Annotated in this window: 12 protein-coding genes; 7 read left to right on the top strand and 5 right to left on the bottom strand. The window is 60.6% G+C overall.

Going from position 1 to position 19,267, the window contains the following annotated elements:
* Positions 1-98 precede the first annotated feature (98 nt).
* Positions 99-3,722, bottom strand: a complete 3,624-nt coding sequence (locus IB277_RS32040) for a response regulator (RefSeq protein ID WP_192372654.1) — start codon at positions 3,720-3,722, stop codon at positions 99-101.
* A gap of 260 nt (positions 3,723-3,982) precedes the next feature.
* The gene (locus IB277_RS32045; RefSeq protein WP_192372656.1) at positions 3,983-5,248 is read right to left on the bottom strand and encodes an MFS transporter; all 1,266 of its coding nucleotides are present in this window, start codon (positions 5,246-5,248) and stop codon (positions 3,983-3,985) included.
* Positions 5,249-5,343: 95 nt separating this feature from the next.
* Between IB277_RS32045 and IB277_RS32050 the strand changes: the two genes are divergently transcribed.
* The 3 genes from IB277_RS32050 to IB277_RS32060 all read left to right on the top strand — a co-directional run bounded on the left by IB277_RS32050 (position 5,344) and on the right by IB277_RS32060 (position 8,798).
* Positions 5,344-5,793, top strand: coding sequence for a helix-turn-helix domain-containing protein (locus tag IB277_RS32050; RefSeq protein WP_113080388.1), 450 nt, complete (start codon positions 5,344-5,346; stop codon positions 5,791-5,793).
* A 114-nt stretch (positions 5,794-5,907) separates the two neighbouring features.
* Positions 5,908-7,092 carry a GGDEF domain-containing protein gene (locus IB277_RS32055; RefSeq protein WP_089045711.1) on the top strand — a complete coding sequence of 395 codons (1,185 nt, stop codon included), beginning with the start codon at positions 5,908-5,910 and terminating at the stop codon, positions 7,090-7,092.
* Between the two features lie 503 nt (positions 7,093-7,595).
* Complete coding sequence (locus tag IB277_RS32060) at positions 7,596-8,798, top strand: TCR/Tet family MFS transporter (RefSeq protein WP_113080394.1); 1,203 nt, start codon at positions 7,596-7,598, stop codon at positions 8,796-8,798.
* Between the two features lie 9 nt (positions 8,799-8,807).
* Here the strand turns inward: IB277_RS32060 and IB277_RS32065 are convergent, their stop codons facing one another.
* Positions 8,808-9,653: a sulfotransferase gene (locus IB277_RS32065; protein ID WP_060520981.1), complete on the bottom strand. Its 846-nt coding sequence runs from the start codon at positions 9,651-9,653 to the stop codon at positions 8,808-8,810.
* Positions 9,654-9,684: 31 nt separating this feature from the next.
* Positions 9,685-10,890, bottom strand: coding sequence for a glycosyltransferase family 4 protein (locus tag IB277_RS32070; RefSeq protein WP_143106254.1), 1,206 nt, complete (start codon positions 10,888-10,890; stop codon positions 9,685-9,687).
* 600 nt (positions 10,891-11,490) lie between these two features.
* Between IB277_RS32070 and IB277_RS32075 the strand changes: the two genes are divergently transcribed.
* Positions 11,491-12,618, top strand: coding sequence for a pectate lyase (locus IB277_RS32075; protein ID WP_162731907.1), 1,128 nt, complete (start codon positions 11,491-11,493; stop codon positions 12,616-12,618).
* A gap of 315 nt (positions 12,619-12,933) precedes the next feature.
* Positions 12,934-15,066 (top strand): exopolysaccharide transport family protein, encoded by a 2,133-nt coding sequence (locus IB277_RS32080; protein WP_192372658.1) that lies wholly within the window; start codon positions 12,934-12,936, stop codon positions 15,064-15,066.
* Positions 15,067-15,441: 375 nt separating this feature from the next.
* Here IB277_RS32080 and IB277_RS32085 read toward each other — a convergent pair whose 3' ends face one another.
* Positions 15,442-16,791: a lipopolysaccharide biosynthesis protein gene (locus tag IB277_RS32085; RefSeq protein WP_234824584.1), complete on the bottom strand. Its 1,350-nt coding sequence runs from the start codon at positions 16,789-16,791 to the stop codon at positions 15,442-15,444.
* Between the two features lie 301 nt (positions 16,792-17,092).
* On the opposite strand from IB277_RS32085, the gene IB277_RS32090 reads away from it, so the two are divergent.
* Both IB277_RS32090 and IB277_RS32095 read left to right on the top strand, forming a co-directional pair.
* Positions 17,093-18,412, top strand: coding sequence for a polysaccharide biosynthesis/export family protein (locus tag IB277_RS32090; RefSeq protein WP_090427291.1), 1,320 nt, complete (start codon positions 17,093-17,095; stop codon positions 18,410-18,412).
* Between the two features lie 170 nt (positions 18,413-18,582).
* Positions 18,583-19,257, top strand: coding sequence for a PIG-L deacetylase family protein (locus IB277_RS32095; protein ID WP_371273607.1), 675 nt, complete (start codon positions 18,583-18,585; stop codon positions 19,255-19,257).
* Positions 19,258-19,267: the final 10 nt, after the last annotated feature.

The raw sequence follows: 19,267 nt of genomic DNA on the forward strand, positions 1-19,267 counted from the left end.
AAACGCCGCTGCTTTGCGCGGCGCTCTGAAAAGCTACCGCAAGCGAGCCAAAATGCAACGGTGTCCGAAGGGAAGAAAACTTGATCAAGCGCGCTCCCTCAGTGCCGGAAACGAAGTGTGGACTTGGGCTCGGCGACGAGCACGGCCGCGGCCTCGAGCAATTGTCGAGGGTTGAACGGCTTTGCCAGCAGAGCCGTGTCGGCAAAGCCCGGGGGCAGAGCCTCGCGACCGTAGCCGGATACGAAGACGAAGGGGACTTTCTTGTCGGCCAATGCAGCGGCGATCGCGTCAACCGGCTGGCCGCGCAGATTGGCGTCGAGCAGCGCGGCATCGAGCGCCATCTCGTCGATCAGACGTAGCGCATCGGCGGGTGTCGCAGCCGGTCCGGCGACCTCAGCATCCTCTTCCTCGAGAATCGCGGCAATTTCGAAGGCGATCAGCGCTTCATCCTCCACCACCAGTATTCGCTTTCCCTTGAGCTTCGTCGACGCGGCCCGGGTATCGGCTGCCGGTCCTCTCGACACAGGCTCCTCCACGTGGGGCTCGGTGATCGGCGGAACATCGGCTTCGAGCGGAAGCCGCACTTCCCAGCGCATACAATCGGCCTCGGTCGTCAGGTGGGCGCTTCCGCCGCCTCCCGTCGCGACCCTCTCGATCAGCCCCGTGCCAAAGCCTGGACTGATCGGCGTCTTGAGTGGTGGTCCGCCCCGTTCTGTCCAGTTGAGACAAAGTGCATCGCCGCTCACGCTCCAATCGATCGACACCGTTCCATTGGTTAAGGAAAGCGCACCGTGTTTTACTGCGTTGGTCCCAAGTTCGTGCAGGACCATCGCCATATGCGTTGCCGTCTGCGCATCGAAGCGTACGGGTGGTCCAGAGGTCGTGACTCGCCGCTCGTCGGCAGTCTCCCAAAAGAGCTGATCGCGAATGATGTCGCCGAGGTCAGCCCCTTCCCAAGCCGTTCGGGTCAGAAGCGAGTGCATGCGCGACATTGACTGCAGGCGTCCGCTGAAGCTCGCGGCAAAGTCGGCGGGGTTCTTGGCCGAACGCAAGGTATGCTGGGCGATCGCCTGGACGGACGCGAGCATGTTCTTGACCCGATGGCTGAGCTCGCTGAGCAGACGTTTCCGGGTCTCTTCAGCTCGCTTGCGGTCGGTAATGTCACGCGCCGCACCGAACCACTCTGCGATGTCCCCGTTGCCGTCGAGCATCGGTATGGCGCGCGAATGGCTCCAGCCGAGGCTGCCGTCGCGGCGGATGACCCGGTGTTCCATTTCGAACGTGGCCTTGTTGTCGATGGCATCGCCGATGCACGCGAGCATCAGCGGCTGATCTTCGGCCGGTATGTAGGTTTCGAGCCAGCTGTCGCTCGGCTCGTCCGTGTCGGCAACGAAGTCCTTGCCTTGCAGAAACCGCATCTCGCGCCAGTCGGGGCCCATCCGGTATACGATATCCGAACTCGCGGTCACCAAAGCCCGGAAACGCTCTTCGCTCGCGCGCAGGGTCTCCGCGGCTTCCACGCGATACTGCGAAATCTTCAGGTGCGCCTCGATCCGGGCCAACAACTCGCGTGCGCTGAAGGGCTTGATCAAGTAGTCGTCGGCGCCCGCCCGCATGCCCTCGATACGGCTCTCCTCACCGGCTCGCGCAGACAGAAAGATGACCGGCACGGTGTTGGTGCGCGCGTCCGTGCGCAGGCGCCTGAGCAGTTCGATCCCATCGAAGCCTGGCATCATGATGTCGGTGAGGATCAGGTCCGGCTTTTGCGACCCGACGGCGGCGAGCGCGTCTTCGCCGTTGCCGACAATCTTGAGATCGTATTGCGCGCCGAGAAGACGGCGCAGATAGTCGCGCATATCGGCGTTGTCATCGACGACCAGCAGGGTTCGGCGACCGCCGTCTCGTTTTTCCGGCGAATGCGGCGCCGGGTCTATCTCAGGCAGACCCCCTTCGGCAGACGTATGATCCGGCAGCCATCGCAGCGCCTCTTCCACGAATGACGCGGCGCCGACGGTCGTCGACGAGCGATCCTCGCCATTGCCGTTGCGGTGCTGCGCAGGAGCGCGGCTGCCTTTGGGGATTGTCACGCGTATGGTCGTGCCTTCGTCAAGGCGACTTTCGGCCGAGACCGTTCCACCATGAAGCTTCACCAATTCCTGGACGAGGGCCAGCCCGATGCCTGAGCCCTCCTGGCTGCGACCCCTTGCGCCTTCGACGCGATGGAAGCGCTCGAAAAGGCGGGGCATCTCGTTGGCGGGAATGCCGATGCCGGTATCGCGGACCGTCAGGACGAAATTGTCGCTATCGTCCGCGAGTTTGACGACGACATCGCCCCTGAGCGTGAATTTGAGGGCGTTGGAGAGGAGGTTAAGGACGATTTTTTCCCACATCTCGCGATCGACATAGGCCGGTTCTAGCCGCGGCGGCGTATCGACGGTCAGGTTCAGCCCGGCCATTTCCATCGCCGATCGAAAGGCGCTGGCAAGCTCTGCCGTCGTCGTCGCAAGGTTCGTCGGCTCGAAGCGTGCTTGCAGGCGCCCGGCTTCGATGCGCGAGAATTCAAGCAGCGTGTTCACCAGCTTGAGCAGGCGAAGAGAGTTGCGATGGGCAATGAGCAGACGATCATGATCGTCGGGACGCTCTCCGCTACGGGCCAGCAGGTCCTCGATGTGACCGAGCATCAGCGTGATCGGCGTGCGGAACTCATGGCTGACATTGGAAAAGAAGACGGTTTTCGCCCGGTCTATCTCGGCCAGTGCCTCGGATCGTTTACGCTCGTCCTCATAGGACTGGGCATTGGCGATGGCGCTGGCGACCTGCGCTCGCATAAGATGCAAGAAGTCGTGGTAGTGCTCGTCGAGCTTCAGGCGAGGATTGATACCGACCACGAGAAAACCGGCCGCATCGCGGGCATTGGCCGCGGGCAATGGAAGTACGGCCGCCGTATGCGGCAGGTTCGGATCGTTTCTAGTCGCGGAGGGCGGGAAACGGCGTCCGAGATCATCGACAAGAATGGGTTTCAGGTCGTTACCAAAATGCCAGCCCGCTGAGCTGTCCAGTTGCGCCAACTCTACCCTTTCCGGGCACAGCGCGTGATTCGGTTTAAGGCCTGCCAATCCGGAAAGCCTTGCGCGTTTGCGGCCAGGCTCCACGAGGTAGAGAAGGGCGAAGGGCACGTCTCGTTCGTGCTTCTTGAATGTTTCCGTTGCGATCGCGCAGGCCTCGTCGGGCGATCTTGCATCGCCCGAGCGAGAAGCAAGATCCCGAAGGACCACGATACGGCGCTCGCCGATCACCTTCTGGGTAATTTCGGTCACAGTGGCGAGCACGCCGCCGATCCCGTTTTCTGCGGTCTCGTCCGGCACGGGGCTGTAGGCGATGGTGAAATGGGTTTCTTCCAGAAAGCCGTGTCTATTGATTTCGAGCTCGATGTCATCGTTCCAGGTGGCAGGGCCGCCATGGAAGGGCGTATCGATCAGCGGCTTCAAGACATGCCAGATCTCGCTCCAGCATTGGCTGACCGGTTTGCCGAGTGCCCAGGGGTGTTTGGCGCCGAGCACAGGGCGATAGGCCTCGTTGTAGATCGAGACATACTGTGGCCCCCACCACAGCAGGAGCGGAAACCGGTTGCGCAGGAGGAAGGGGATCATAATCTTCAGCGTCGGCGACCAATTCTCCATCGGTCCGAGAGGGGTCGGGGACCAGTCAAAGTTGTCGATCAACGACCGCATCTCGTCGTGAGATGCCGGCCACACATTTCCCTTGGCTACTACATCGCTGTCGGACGTGTTTTCGGCGTCTGACATTGCGTTGATCCCCGATAGATGACGCTCAAGAACCTAAACGCCCGGTTTGGGGAAGGGTTCCGTAGGGTCGGCGAGAGTGATGTCGAGACGTCTGGCGAAGCGGAGGAGGGCTGGCGGGCCAAGAGCATGACCGCCTGCCGCCGAGGGCGGCCATGCGCAGTGCGGGTGGTGGCGAACTAGCCGTTCAGCATCGCGCCGCCTTGTGGACCTGCGGGTTCCGTCATCAACCAGAACAGTAGGGTTATGAGGCTGAGTGCCGCGCCCATCAGGCAGACGCCATGCCATCCGCCATAGGCATAGGCGATGGTAGAAAAGGACGATCCGAGCGCACTGCCGAGCGAATAAAAGAGCATGTAGGCGGCTGTGAGCCGGTTCTGAGCTTCCGGACGGACGCGATAGATAAGTGCCTGGTTCGTCACGTGCACGGCCTGAAGGCCGAAGTCGAGGACGAGGACGCCGGCAACGAGCCACAGGAGCGATTGGTCCAGCAGCGAAATCGGCAACCACGCAGCGAGCATCAACGCCAGCGAGATGCCGGTCGTGCGCTGACCAAATCCGAGATCGGCCCAGTGTCCGGCGCGAGAGGCCGCAAGTGCTCCGGCAATCCCTGCCAGCCCAAAGAGACCGACCTGGGTATGCGATAGTGAAAACGGCGGCACGCTCAGCGGCAGGACAAGCGGGGTGAGCAGCGTCGTCACATTGGCGAAGATCAGCATGGCGATGATGCCACGGACGCGCAGAACCGGCTCCTGGGCGATTAGCGTGAAGGTGGAGGCGACGAGGCGGAGATAGCTGAGCTTGCTCGTTTCCCGCTGCTGATCCGGCAGCAGCTTGTAAAGCAACAGAGCGATCAAAAAGGTGAGCACAGAGGATACAATATAGACCTCCCGCCAGCCGGCCAGATCGGTCAGAAATCCGGCGACGGCGCGAGCCGAAAGAATGCCGATGACGATGCCGCTGGTGACAAATCCGACCACCCGACCCCGTTCCGCCTGATGAGAGAGGCTGGCCGCATAGGCCACCAGCGCCTGCGTGAGGACCGCAAGCATGCCAACTGCGGCGATGGAGACCATGAGCATTTCGACGGTGGCTGAAAGGGCGACGAAGCCAAGGGCTGCGACCGACAGCAGCGACTGAAAGATGATGATCTTGCGGCGATCGAAAAGGTCTCCGAGGGGGACAAGCAGGATCAGGCCGAGCGCGTAGCCGAGCTGGGTCGCCCCGACGATCAGGCCGGCGCGTGTTTCCGACAGATCGAGGTCGGCGGCCATCACGTCGAGCAAGGGGTGGGCGAAATAGGCGTTGGCGACCGCGAGGCCGGCGGCGAAGGCAAAGAGCGTCATCATCGGACGCGTCAGCCGCGATGCCGGGCGGGCGCTGGCGACCGGGCACGGGACATCGTTCGCAGCGCCGGCCGGCGCCGCAGCAATTTTACCATCCATTGGACGTATTCCTTGTTATGGTTTAATAATGAAACCAAGGAATGGATATCATTTTGGTTTCATAATGCAACCAAAAATCCAAATGGAGATCATGCATGGTGGCCCGCAGACGGCTGAAGGAAGACTATTGCCCCAGCGCGCGATCACTGGATGCGATCGGTGACTGGTGGTCGCTGCTGATCGTGCGCGATGCGTTCGATGACGTCCGCCGCTTCAGCGATTTTCAGAAGAGCCTTGGCATTGCCAAGAACATCTTGACGGACCGCCTGAGAACGCTTGTCGAGCGCGGCATTCTCGAAACGGTTCCGGCAGGCGAGGCGAAAACGAGGGTCGAGTACCAGTTGACGGCGAAGGGCCGCGACCTCTTTCCGGTCATGGTCGCCTTGCGGCAGTTCGGCGAAAGGCACTTGTTCCAGCCCGGCGAGGAGCATTCGTTGCTAGTCGAGAAGGAAACGGGCCTGCCGGTTAAGCTCGATATCCGCACGCAGGATGGCCGGCCGATCGATGCGGCAGGGACGTTGCTGATCAAGGTTCCCGAGGCGTGATGTCGCTTCAGGCCGGCCCGCGCGCCGGGGCAGTGAACCGTTCTAACTTTAGACGAATATACAGCTTTCTCTGCTAGTCTGTGCCGAGTCTTTCCGCAGTTCGGGAAATAGGCGATGGGCGTTGTGACGCTAGACCAGGTAGAAGGCCAGATCGCGCGAGGCTTTCGCTATCTGCATTTTTCGCCCGAAATAGAAGAGCTCTTCCGCAAGGACTATGCGGCAGAGCGCGTGCGGCTCGCCGCAATCTGGGGCGTGATCGGTATCTTTATCTACGATCTCGTCTATTTCGGCGACCACACCATGTTGCCGGATGTCTTCACCGGGTTGTTTACCGTTCGCTTCCTGGTGTTCACGCCCTTCGTTATCGCCTGCATCCTGGCGGTGCGGCGCTGGCCGGATGCCCGTCTTTACGATGTCCTGGCGGTCGCGATCGCGGTGCTGGGCGTGACCCTGCCGATGGCCGTGGCCACGCAGAGCGCCAGCCCTTACCTTTTCGTCTACCAGAACGGCAATTCCGCTGCCTTCCTGTTCTTCGTCATCGCGCTCCGGCCGCGTTTCTTTGCCGTTCTTTCGGGGCTTGCGCTGATGTGCGCGTCGCACTTCACCACGACGCACCTGACCGGCGCCTTCGACGACGTAACCTATTCCGGCATCATCACCTTCTATCTGACGCTGTCGATATTCCTGGCGGTGAGTGCCTATTTTCTGGAACAGAAGGACCGGCAGAATTTTCTCAATCAGTTGAGAGGCAGCCTCCTTTGCCAGCAACTCGAACGCAACGCTGAACGGGATGAACTGACGGGGCTATTGAACCGTCGGTCGCTGGCGCGGATCGGCGGCATGCTGTGGAACGAAGCGCCGGGGGAGACCGCAGTTTCGGCGATCCTGCTCGATATCGATCACTTCAAGCGGTTCAACGACGTTCATGGCCACATTGAAGGCGACGCTTGCATCCGCGCAGTCTCGCAGTGCATCCGCGCCGCCGTCGACGAGGCCGCTTTCGTCTTCCGTTTCGGCGGCGAGGAGATACTGGTGCTGGCGCCTGGACGGGAGCCGCTGCAGGCTTTGGCGATGGCAGAGAGGATCAGGTCTGCAATCGAAGGGCTGCGCATACCGCATCGCGGCCTGACCGATGGCTGCGTGACCGCGAGCCTCGGGACAGCGTCGGCGATCGCCGCGGATACGACGCTTGAGCGACTGCTGCAGAAAGCAGACGACGCGCTTTATGAAGCCAAGCGCATGGGTAGGAATACGGTCGTGCTGGCCACGGACGCAGAGCCCGACGCGCAGGTTGCCTAGGTGGCGGCCGTGCCGGGAAAAGTGCGGCCTCCTGGCCTCCAAATCAGCGAAAGGACCGGGGTGCCCTTCCATCAACATGGGAAGACGATGACCCGATCGGTCGAGCGTCGAATTCTCCATGATTTGGTTCGGCGGGCCACGGGCGATGAGCCGGCCGGTGCCCGGCGCTGGGCACCGGGATAGCGGGCCACAGAGCCAAGCGCAATAGTGGAGTGTAAATTTCATGTTATAGGCGTGCGCGGAGGTAGGGATTGCGGCGTGCGGCTATCTGACGTAAATATTGCCCGTCGCGAAAAGCGACCGCTTCCCTTGATCCGCTCAGTGGCGGAGTAAACAGGTGGACGAATTGGCGTCCAGGCGGTCGAGTACATGCCATCCCCGCCTATTTCGGCGCGGATCGGCCAGCGTCTCCCAGAAACCAGATATCTGACATTTCGTCAGCCCCTGCTCGCGAGCCATTGGCGCCTGTCGGTGCCGCACGCTCGCGTCTACCGGAGCGTGCCATGACCACACCCCTCACCACGAAGAAGCCACTTATCGTCATTTTTGCTGCCATTATCCTCGATGCCGTCGGCATCGGGCTGATCTTTCCCATTCTGCCGTCGCTGCTTAAGGAGCTCACGCAGACGGACGACGTCGCGCCGCTCATCGGCACAATGACGGCCCTCTATGCAGTGATGCAGTTCGTGTTTGCACCGGTGCTCGGTGCGCTCAGCGACCGCATCGGCCGGCGGCCCGTCTTGCTGCTTTCTCTCGCAGGAGCCGCCATCAACTACCTGTTTCTGGCTTTCGCCTCCAACCTCTGGATGCTTTTCGCAGGTCGCGCGATCGCCGGCCTCACAAGCGCCAACCTGGCGGTGGCGACCGCCTATATCACCGACATATCGCCGGAGGAGAAACGCGCCCGCCGTTTCGGCCTGTTCAACGCCATGTTTGGCATCGGCTTTATCGTCGGCCCGGTGCTGGGCGGTATCCTCGGCGACCATGGCTTGCGGCTGCCCTTCATTGCAGCCGCCGTTCTCAACGCCTGCAATTTGCTGCTGGCGCTTTTCGTCCTGCCGGAATCACGCATTCCCGGCCGGCAGAAGATCGACCTGGCCGCGCTCAATCCGATCCGTCCGCTCCGCTGGGCCTTCTCCGCCAAGGGCTTGATGCCAATCGTCGTTCTGTTCATCACCTTCAGTGCGACCGGCGAGGCCTACAGCACCTGCTGGGCGCTGTGGGGCAGCGATGCCTTTCACTGGAACGGGCTGTGGATCGGTCTTTCGCTCGGTGCCTTTGGGGTCTGCCAGGCCCTTGCCCAGGCTTTCCTCCCGGGGCCAGCGGTGAGAAGGCTCGGCGAACGCGCGACGATCCTGACAGGTGTTGCCGGCGCGTGCGTTGGCTTGGTCGTCATGGCATTTGCGACGGAAGGCTGGATGATCTTCGCCATCATGCCGGTATTCGTTCTTGGCGGCATCGGCGCGCCGGCCTTGCAGTCCCTTGCAACCCGACAGGTCGCTGAGACCCAGCAAGGCCAGTTTCAGGGCGTGCTGGCGTCGGCGGTAAGCCTGGCATCGATTGTCAGTCCGCTCGCATTCTCGAGCTTCTATTTCGTCTTCAGGCAGGAATGGCCAGGCGCCATCTGGCTGTCGGTCGTCGCCGTCTATCTGGTGGCCGTACCGCTCGTTCTCAGTCTGCGATTTGGGCGGCGCGCCGAGGGCTAGGCGCCTGCATCAGGCCGCTGGTCGCGCGCTACCGGCGGCCGCCTGCAGCCAGCCTGAAAGGTCCTGCTTCAGAAGCGCGCCGAGCCTTTCGGTCTCCGGCGCGTAGAATTCGACCAGCCGGTTGCGCAGATCCGTCGGCAGCGGCACATAGTCGAGTTCGCGGGCGACCATCGAGCGCAGGCCCTTCACGATGGGGTTGCTGCGAAACGGTGCCGCGATCGGCTTCAGCGGCTGAAGAAGTCGACGCAGCTTCGGCGGCACGACAGGCACCGTCTTGTCCTTGACTTTGTTGACGACCGGATAAAGCGGCGACGACAGCTGCAGAAAGTCTCTGACCGCGTCGAGATGCGCCTGCGGGTTCTGGCGCATATGCTCATAGAGGAGAACCTGCAGGTTTTCGGCTGGAAACAGATCGAGATAGGCTTCGAGCTGGCGGCAATAGAGACCGCCGACCAGGAAACGTCCTCCCTTTGCCTGGCGTGGATCGAGATACCGGGTGATGTCGGTGCCGACTTCCCCGCGGCGATAAAGCATGCAGTAGTCGGAATAGGCGCGGTCGACGGGATTGCGCAGCTGCGCGATCAGCCGTGCGCGCGGCAGCGCCTTCTTGATGCGGGCAGCTGCTTCCGGCTCGTCGAGGTAGGAATTGGATTTCTCGCCGACGATGGTCTGTTCAGGTTTGGGCTCGAATTGCCCCAGATACCAGCCGTCGCCCTTTTCGAAGTTGCGGCTGAAGAAGTGGAGCTCGGGATCCGGCATATAGACGGAAGGGTTCTGCTGCAGCGACTGCTGTAGCCAGGTGGTCGCGCTCTTGGCGGCGCCGATGATCAGGAAATCGATATCCGAGAGCTGCATGTCGTTCTCTTTCTTTCCGCTGTCGGTGGGCTCAGTGCGCGGCGTGTGCCGAGATGTCGGACGGCCGTCTTCCGAGAATTCGCTGATAAATGCTGACGATGCCGTCGACATGGGGCTTGATGCCATAGGCGGCAAGCGTCGAGGTGCGCGCCGTTTCGCTGATGCGCTGCCACTCGTTACGGTCTTTCAGCAGGCGCTCCATCGGGGCGACGAAAGCCTCTGGGTTTTCCGGCTCGACGAGAAAACCGGTCACGTCGTTCTCGATCGCTTCGGGATTTCCTCCGTGATTGGTGGCGACGACCGGGGTGCCGTACATCATGGCTTCGATGAGCGTTCTGCCGAACGGCTCGCTCATGGCCGGCACGAGGAGAATGTCGACGGCGCACATATAGGGCGCGACCGGATGGCGAAATCCCATGAGGTGGATCTTGTCGGCGATCCCGAGAGCGCGCGCGCGTTCTGCTGTCTCAAGGTCGAGCCGCGGCCCTGCCTGTTCGGGTGCGCCGAAAAGCAGGCCGGCTATCGGGAAATCCGGATTGCTGCGGTGAAAGGCGTGCACCGCCTCGACGAAACGGAGAGGGCGCTTGCGCTCGTTGAGAAGCCCGAAGTAGCCGACGAACCGCGTCTCCTCCGGCAGGCCGAGTTCGCGCACCAGCGCGAGCCTGCTTTCCTCCCGATCGGGGACCTGATCCGGATGCCGGAAGGGGCTGTGCAGTACCGAGATACGCCCCTCAAGCGGGAGCAACGGCTTTGCCGGCTGCGCAAATCGCGAAACCGTGACCACGTGCTTGGCAAGAAGCGGCGCAAGCATGTTGACCGCCCGGGCGCGGGGGTCGCCGCGGTGGTGCCACAGAAGTTTGGCGCCGGCCAAGTAGGTTGGAAGCGCCCAGGTGGTATGGATCGCGCCGTCGTTGGTGTGCACGATGTCGATGTTGTGCCGTCTCAGGAGATTGATGATCTTCACCATCGAGATCGGATAACGCAGCGCCGAGAAGGATCGCGTCGCGAAAGGACGATCCCGTTGCGGCGAGAGGATGTCGATGTCCTCGATCGTGACATAGTCGATCTTGTTTTCGTCCATATATCTGGAAAGCGCCTTGCGCGGATGATGCACGAAGACGATGGGGGTTATCCGGTCCCTGTCGAACGACGATATGAGGTTGAGCGCGGAAATATGGCTCCCCCCGATATCGTCACCCGAAAATGGAAATCCGACGGTAATGGCTTTTTGAGACACGAAACGAGGTCCCGAAAGTAAACTAAATATCGCAAGACTGTAGCACCGTCTCAATGCTACTTCGAGAGGTCAAAAGCGCGAGTTATATACCTAATTCGGGTGATGCAAATAAATCGAATTGACGAACTATAACAAAAGTGGAAAGCTTCGCCCCGAATTGCGCGAAAAATATTCTTTTGATTGACGATATAGGGCGGAATGAATTGCCCTGCACGAGCGTTTTCAAGCTTCTGGAGCGGGGCCTCGCCAAAAGGCTTTGGGAGTAACTATATGCCGATTGAAATTTTCATGCCGCGCACACCAGGTGCGCCGCAGCCGGCCGGCCATTTCGGTTCTCGGTCTTTCCAGCAACAGACTCGACGCGCAAAGGCTTTTCAGCATGGTGCGCGCACGCTTGCCCTGCTTTCCGCCTTCTTGGGTGTCGCGGCTTCCGCCAGCGAGCCACAGATGGTCGCGTTTCCCGGTGCCGAAGGGCACGGCAAGATGGCGCAGGGCGGCCGCGGCGGCCGCATCATCCAGGTGACGAGCCTTGAGGATTCCGGCCCGGGCACGCTGCGCGAATGCATCGAGGCGACTGGAGCTCGAAATTGCGTGTTTCGCGTGTCCGGCATCATCCGGCTCAAATCCTCGCTCGTGATCGGTGATGATGGCAACTCGGTCTCGATCCTCGGGCAGACAGCGCCGGGCGGTGGCATTTTGCTGACCATCGACCAGACGAATGACGAACTAAGGCATACCCCGCTTGTTGCCAAACAGACGCACGACGTGATCGTCCGGCATCTGCGCATTCGGCCGCGGCTGCCGAACTCCGTCAAAAACGTCCACGCGGCGGTGATCGAAAACAGCCAGCGCGTCTATTTCGACCATACATCGATGTCCTGGGCGACCGACGAGAACGTCAGCACCTATTCCAACACGACCGACATCACCATCGCGAATTCCATCTTTGCCGAGGGGCTGAACAAGCACAGTAAGTGCACCCTTCTCGGCGCCGATCCGAGAGTCCCGCAGAACATTACCTTCTGGCGAAATGCCTGCATCTCCAACAATGACCGGAACCCCGACAACAACCACTACGGAAAATCCTGCATCGAGATCGTCAACAACGTGTTTTTCAATGCACGTTCCGAGTGGGGAGAGGTGTTCTCGCAGTATCCCGGCGGCACGCCGATTTCTTATGTCGGCAACTACTTCAAGGCAGGTCCGAGCACGGTCGAGAAAACCTACGCAATCAAATGGCAGAACGTCGAAAGCGCCGGCCAGCCTCAGATCTACGAGAGCGGCAATGTGTTGTGGGCGCCGCCATCCAAGTCGCTTCAATTGCTTTCGCCGGGAACAGACCAATTCGTGGTGAACCGTCCGCCTTGCCCCTTGGCGGTTGATACGCTCCTTGCAGCCGGTGAGGCATATGAAGAGGTTCGTGGCCAGTCCGGTGCGTTTCCCCGCGACGATCTCGATGTCGCCTGGATCAAGGATATGGGTGCACAAGGCGAGAGGGGAGCAGGGCGCATGGTGGTTGCGCCTGGCGAGATCCCCGCGATTAAAGAGGCACATGCGTATGGCGACGAGGACTTCGATGGAATGGCCGATAGCGTGGAGGAAAAATTTGGCGGCGTCGTCGGCGTGAATGACGCCTGGGAGCCTGCCTCGGCCGATGGGAGCATGCGCTTCGATCAATTCATGGAATGGTTGTCGCAGGAGCGGATTGCCGGTCGCTACCCGAAGTAGAGGTGGCCCACGGGTTCTCTTCTGCGGCGGCCCGGAAGTGCCCGAGAATGTCTGTCAACCGTGCAGGTCAAATCGTTCCGTGGTTCGATAGCAACCAACTATTGCTCTTCCGGACGTCGTATAATATAGTTTTCTAAATTTGAATGTTATTTCTATGTCAGTATTTTACCTGCGTGGCGTTGTCGATTGCCGCGCGGTTTATGTGCGGGCGTGCTTATACTTCTTTCACGTCAGGTATTTCTATCAAATTTATATGTTAGGGCTCTCATGCTGACCATCGATCGCAAAGTCGAAGCGCCTCCAGGGCGAGGCCAAATGCCTGCGGTTCAGTATCGGGAGGCGCGCGTTGCGCCGCGCGGATATGGCATCCGCGATCTGTTCGAGCTTTTCCGCCGGTATCGCGTCGTCTTCTTCTCGCTGCTGGGATCTGCGTTGCTTGCGACGCTGTTAACGGCCGCATTGCTGCCGCGCTCCTATACCGCAGCTTCGGCCATCGTTTTCGACCGCAACGACGTCCGCCCCTACGAGGCGCAGGTCGAATTGCGCAAGCTCGAACGCGACCGGTCGGTGATGGAAACGGAGCTGGACGTGATCCGCTCGCGCGTCTTCGTGGGCGTCGTCGTCGATGCGCTCAACCTGGTCAACGATCCCGATTTCAACACTTACCTGCCTGAAATCCGCAGCGATCATGAGACGTTCCTGCAGTCGTTCTTCGCCAACATCTCCGAGCTCATTTTCGGCACGCCGGAAGAAAGTACCCAGAAGGAGCGGCTGATCTCGGAAAACGTGCAGCGCAACCGCGCCATCTCGACGCTGCTGAACTCCTATGTCGTCACCCGTACCGGGGAAAGCCTCGCGCTGACGATCCGCGTGGTGCAATCGAACCCCTTGAAAGCGGCCACGATCGCCGATGCGCTCGCCGAGCAATATCTCTCCTGGACGGCGAAAAAGACCGAAGAGGCCACGAACAACACGGTTGCGTACTTGCGCGGCGAGATGGCCAACAGCGCCACCCGAATTGCTGGCATGGAGCGCGATATCGCCGCCTTTGCCCGCGACAGCGACCTGACCTTCGATCCGCAGGATGATGTTCTAAGAGCCCGCATGCTACAGCTGAACGAGCAATATGTGACCTTGCGCGTCGAGGAAGCGGGCGCGGTTGCGAAATACAACGAGGCCAAGCAGTTGGTGTCTGCGGACGGCAAGGAATTGGCCGGCGGTGCGCTGATTTCGACGCAGCTTGATCAGTTGCGTGCTGAAGAGGCGCGGCTCGAGCGCACGCGTGCGCAGCTCGGCGCCAAGTTCGGCAAGAACCACCCGCTGGTCCTCGACGCCACAAACGAGCTTGAGTCCGTGCGCACCATGATCGGCAACGAGGCGCAGCGCCTCGTGCACGAACTGGCAAACAATGCCAAGGTGGCAACGGTGCGCGCCCAAAAATTCCAGACGGAACTGAGCGCGCTGCAGGACAAGGTCCAGGGGCGCAACCTTGCCGAAATCCGTCGGCGTGAACTTGCCCGCGACCTTCAGTCGGAACAGGCGATCTATGACCAGATCGTGCTCAGGCTGGGCGCGCTCAACCCCGAAAGAGGCGAGTACAAGCCGACCGCACGGATCGCGTCCTATGCGGAAGTGCCGACGAAACCGACGTTCCCGAATAACACGCTAGTGATCGTCGCCGGCAGCATCGGGGCCGTTCTGCTCGCGGTCGTGGGGGTGATTATTTCGGACTCCCTGGAGAGCAGGCTGTACCTGCCGCGCGACGCCGAGCAACTGCTCAACCGTCCGAACCTTGCCAGTGTGCCCGATATGCGCAAGCGCTTGCGGAATGCGTCGGCCTTTTATCACTACATGCTGAACAATCCGGAGTCGCCGGCGGCGACCGCCATGCGCACGCTATGCATGGCCTGGCTTACGATCGACCATGAGGCGGGCGGCAAGGTGGTGATGTTGTGCTCGCCGGCGCTTGGAGACGGCAAGACTACGGTTGCGCTCGGCATGGCGACAATGGCAAAGGTCGACGGACTGCGCCCGATCGTCATCGACCTTGACATGTCGGCGCAGAGCGCGCCGAACATTGCCGGTGCCAACACCAAGGATACCGCCATCACGGCGCCGCTAGAAGGCAAAGTCGATATCAAGAGCCGGATCGCGACGTCGCCGGCCTATCCCCACCTTGAGTTCATTTCGGTGCGGCCCGGCCTGATGAACCTCGATGTCCTTTGTGCCGAACTGCGCGACAGCTACGATCTCATCATCGTCGACGCGCCGGCCGTCGAAGAAAACGAAGGCGTGATCTGGCTCGCGTCGCACGTCGATTCGGTCATTCTGGTCTGCCGCTCGGGCGGCACGACGGATCGCCAGCTCGCCAATGTTCAGCAACGGTTGTCACTGAACCATGCGGTTATTCTCGGCAGCGTCATGAACTACTGCGACCGGTCGGAGTAGGCGCCGCCGTCAGGCCGGGTGGGAAGGGCCCTCGCAACTGGCGAGCGCCGACGGCCAAAGCCGCCTAAGTCGGTCATTTAATCGGCCCATCGTCAAATTGCGAAAGTCATTATGTTCGACAGTCGCATCCGTTGCCGGCTCGTTCGAGCGCGCGTTGGCCTGGCTTCGTGTCGAAGCAGCTTTCGGTGTGCGGTGATCGTCGCTAACGTCTGCGTCCGAACGATCGGTGCAGCCGCTTTGGCAAAGTTCTTGTTCCCTAGGGTCGGCGTAAACTCGTCGAAGGTCAGTGCGACACATGAGTTCGCTCGCGTCGATAGGGGGCGGGTCAGGCTGACTGACGCTGAGCCCGGCAAACGGAAAACCGATTACCCAAGGTCACCGCTTAGTGTCCAGCTTGCGGCGATAGGCGATCGCCATCTGCACAAACCAGACGCCGGACATCACGATATGCGCAACGTTCGCGCCCACGGCACCGACACGTGGGATGAGGGCGATTGCCGTGAAGAGGAAGAGGACGCCCCCAAGAAGCGCGCTTTGCAGCAGGATCTTTTCGTGTCCCATAGCGAGAAGGGCCGAATAAAGGGTTCTGCCGCAAAGAAACATGATGACGGCGACGAACTGCACCATGACGAGAGTGGCGGCCGCCTCGAAACCCGGGCCGGCCGTCACGCGCAGCACCCATTCAATGGTCAGATACGCGCCGACGAGGGCGCAGACGCCGAAGGCGAAGAGCAGCCATGCTGTCTGGCTGACGGTCTTTCTAAATTCGTCTATCCCCTCGGTTGCCCAGACGCGCGAAAGATCCGGATAGAGCACGGCCTGAACCTGCTCGCCCGCCTGCTGCGCGATTTTCGCCACCCGCTTGGCGATATGGTAGAGGCCGGCAGACCCGGGATCAGCGAGGTAACCGACAAGAAGCGTGTCGAATTCGAAGGCGCAGGCTTGGATGATAAGCGCCATGTTGGTCCACAGCGAGAAGCTCCAGAAACCGGGGAAGCGGGTCCGGATATCGCCGAGCGGAACCCACATGACGCCGGTCAGCCCCTGCTTGCGCAACTCGCGGAAAGCCCAGACGGTCCTGTTCAGGCTGCTGCAGATCTGCGACGCCATCCACAGCAGCATGAACTCGAACAGCCCCCATCCGAGATAGACGCCGGCAAGGCACAGGAGGGCCCTGAGGATGCTGGCCGCGACCTGCCCATAGGCGACAATCTTGAAGCGGCCATAAAGCCGCATCACCGCCGTCGGCATGCCGGTTACCTGGAATGGCAGGACCGCGCAGTAGATCAGCACGAAGCGGCTCATCTCTTCGGAAATGCCGAAAAGCGGTCCGGCAAATAGCACGATCAGCACCGCCAGCCCCCATCCCGCAAGGGCGGTGGCGAGATCGATCAGCAGGCCGAATTTGAACAATGCCTTGAGGTCGTCGGTCTCGCCGACCTGAAGGGCCTTCGCCCCGTATTTGATGAGCGGCTGCCAAGAACGGAAGCTGACGAAGCGCTCGATGCCGCGAGTGTAGGCGAAGGACAGGGCCAGGAGCCCATAGTCGGCAGGGCCGAGCGCACGCGCCGTCAGGGCAAAGCCGGCCAGTCCGATGAAGGCGCTGGCGAAGTTGCCGGTCAGCAGGTGCGCTATGTTCTTGAGCCGTCCGTGGAGGTCCGCCTCGGCTTGCCAGGCTAAACGATACTTTCTTGTCTTTTTTAGTAGTGATTCCAATAATATCACAAAATTACATCCTGCTTCGAGGTTGCAATTACGTCTGTTTCATGGAAGAATGCTAATATGTGTTTTAGTGTTCTCGCACTGCGAGGAAAATTTGTTTCCCTGTTTCTGGGAAAATTTAATTACTTATCCATATGCAATTAAAAATTGTGCAGTGGAACCTGTTTTTGAAGCATATCATAGTGACCGAAAGAAATTACAGAGGTTTCGTAAAATAAATTCATCCATTGCTGGAGTTTAATTTCCGCTTCTTTTGGTGCTGTTGAACCACCGTGAAGTTCGGATTTATTCATTAGAGGGAAGCATGAAGTTTCCGGCTCAGACAATCTTTCGCATCGTCAGTCATATCGCTTTCGTCGCGACGGCGACGTTGTTGCTGACGGGTCCCCTTCACGCTGCCGGCGCATCGACCGCCAGTACGCCCAGCGCCACCGCATCGGGCGCTGCAACAGCGAGCGCCGTGCCCACGACCCAGGCGGCGCCCGCCGCCTACCGGGTTTCGGTCGGGGACGTGCTGTCCTTCGACATATTGGATGATGCCGAGTTGCCGACGTCGCTGACGATTGCGACCGATGGAGCGGCCGCATTTCCCTTGATCGGCGCGTTCAAGATCGAGGGGCGAACCATTCCTGAGGCGGTTGACGCCTTGCGCAGCGAATATCTGTCCCGCCAGCTGCTGACCGATCCGAAGCTGTCGCTTTCTATCGTAACGGTTCGCCCTGTGCTGATCCTTGGCGAAGTGCGCACACCTGGCTCCTTCGCCTATTATCCGGGACTGACGGTCGAGCAGGCCGTCGGCCTTGCCGGTGGACCACAGACGGCGATGAGCAATCCGGCCGACCGCATCATCGCCCAGGCGAAGCTGCGCGGCACGATCGAGGAAACGGATGTTGAGATCGTGCGAGAGGCGGTCTACACCGCCCGGCTTTACGCGCAATTACGCGGTTCCGAGAAGGTCGACCTCAAGGATATTCCGGAAAGCGTCAAGATGTATGTCGATGAAGTTTCGGTCGGTCCCGTGGTCGCGATCGAGGAGAAGATCCTGAAGACGGACCTGCTGTCGACAAAGAACCAGATGGAGATCCTCAACCAGAGCATCATGCAGACGGAGGCGAGCCTCACGATCCTCGACAAGCTCAAGGAGCAGCAGGAGGAGGTCGTCGCCCTCAACGAACAGGTTGAGGCGAGGACTCTCGCGCTCAGGAAGCGGGAGCTGAATACGGAATCGGAGCTTTCACGGGTGAAAATGGCAACTTCGAGCGAAAAATCGCGATTGCTGGAGCTTATCTCCGAGATCGGGCGCTCCAACCGCGAGCTCGCGAACCTGAAGCTACAGCTCGAAACCTTGAAGGCAAACCGCGAGAAGGAGATCCTGACCTTGCTCCAGGAGCGCGAGGCCACGCTCAAGAAGCTCGAAACGCAGCGTCAGTCAACCAAGGAACAGATGGTCCTGATGGCTGCTGCCGAGGTCGATTCGAGCAAGAACGAACAGGTATCGTTTCTCTACAAGATCGATCGGGAGACCGGTCGCGGCGAGGCCAAGACCCGGCAGAGCATCGAGGCCACAAAAGTTACGGCTGTGCTGCCTGGCGATGTCATCTTCGTATCGATCGCCGGCCTGTAGCTTCGGAATAATAGGGGCTTCGGCCGTGCATAGATGGAGAGTTGCGTGAGGGGCGAGTTTGCATGTGGGCTGACGTCGGGCTTTGACGACGAGGATGACCGTCATTGTCGGGAAACGGTTCTGAGATCGGCGGCGATCGGGGTGTTGGCGAGGGCAGCAGGATGAGCCTGATGGAAACGCTCGGACGAACGCTGGTCATCGCACCGCATCCCGACGACGAGGTTCTGGGCGCCGGCGGAACGATGGCGCGGCTGGCGGCGCAAGGAAGCGACGTCTTCGTGGCTGTTGTCACAGAGGGAAAACCACCGGCCTATGATCGCGCCTCGGTGGAAGCCGTTCAAGCCGAAGCCCATGAGGCGCATCGGATTCTCGGGGTCAAGGAAACGCGCTGGCTGGGTTTCCCCGCCGCAGCCCTTTCCGAAACCTCCCATTCGGCGCTTAACGCCGCGCTGTTCGAGCTGGTGCGCTCCATCGCGCCGCAAACGCTGATCATCCCCTTTGTCGGCGACATGCATGTCGATCATCAGTTGATCTTCCTGTCGTCGATGGTGGCCGCAAGGCCGCATCAGCCCGGCTATCCCAAGGTGATCCTGGCTTACGAGACGTTGTCGGAGACAAACTGGAACGCGCCTTATGTGACGCCGGGCTTCGCACCGAATGTGTTTGTCGACATCAGCGACCATATCGATCGAAAGCTTGCGGCGATGAAGGCGTTCAAGTCCCAGGTTCGGGCGGCGCCGCATGAGCGCAGCCTCGAGACCTTGAACGCGCTCGCCACATTGCGCGGCGCAACCGTGCTGAAATCGGCCGCCGAGGCCTTCGTGATGGTGCGGCAGGTCATCTGATATTTCCGGA

The organism is Ensifer sp. ENS07 (assembly GCF_014852185.1).
Taxonomy (GTDB): Bacteria; Pseudomonadota; Alphaproteobacteria; order Rhizobiales; family Rhizobiaceae; genus Ensifer; species Ensifer adhaerens.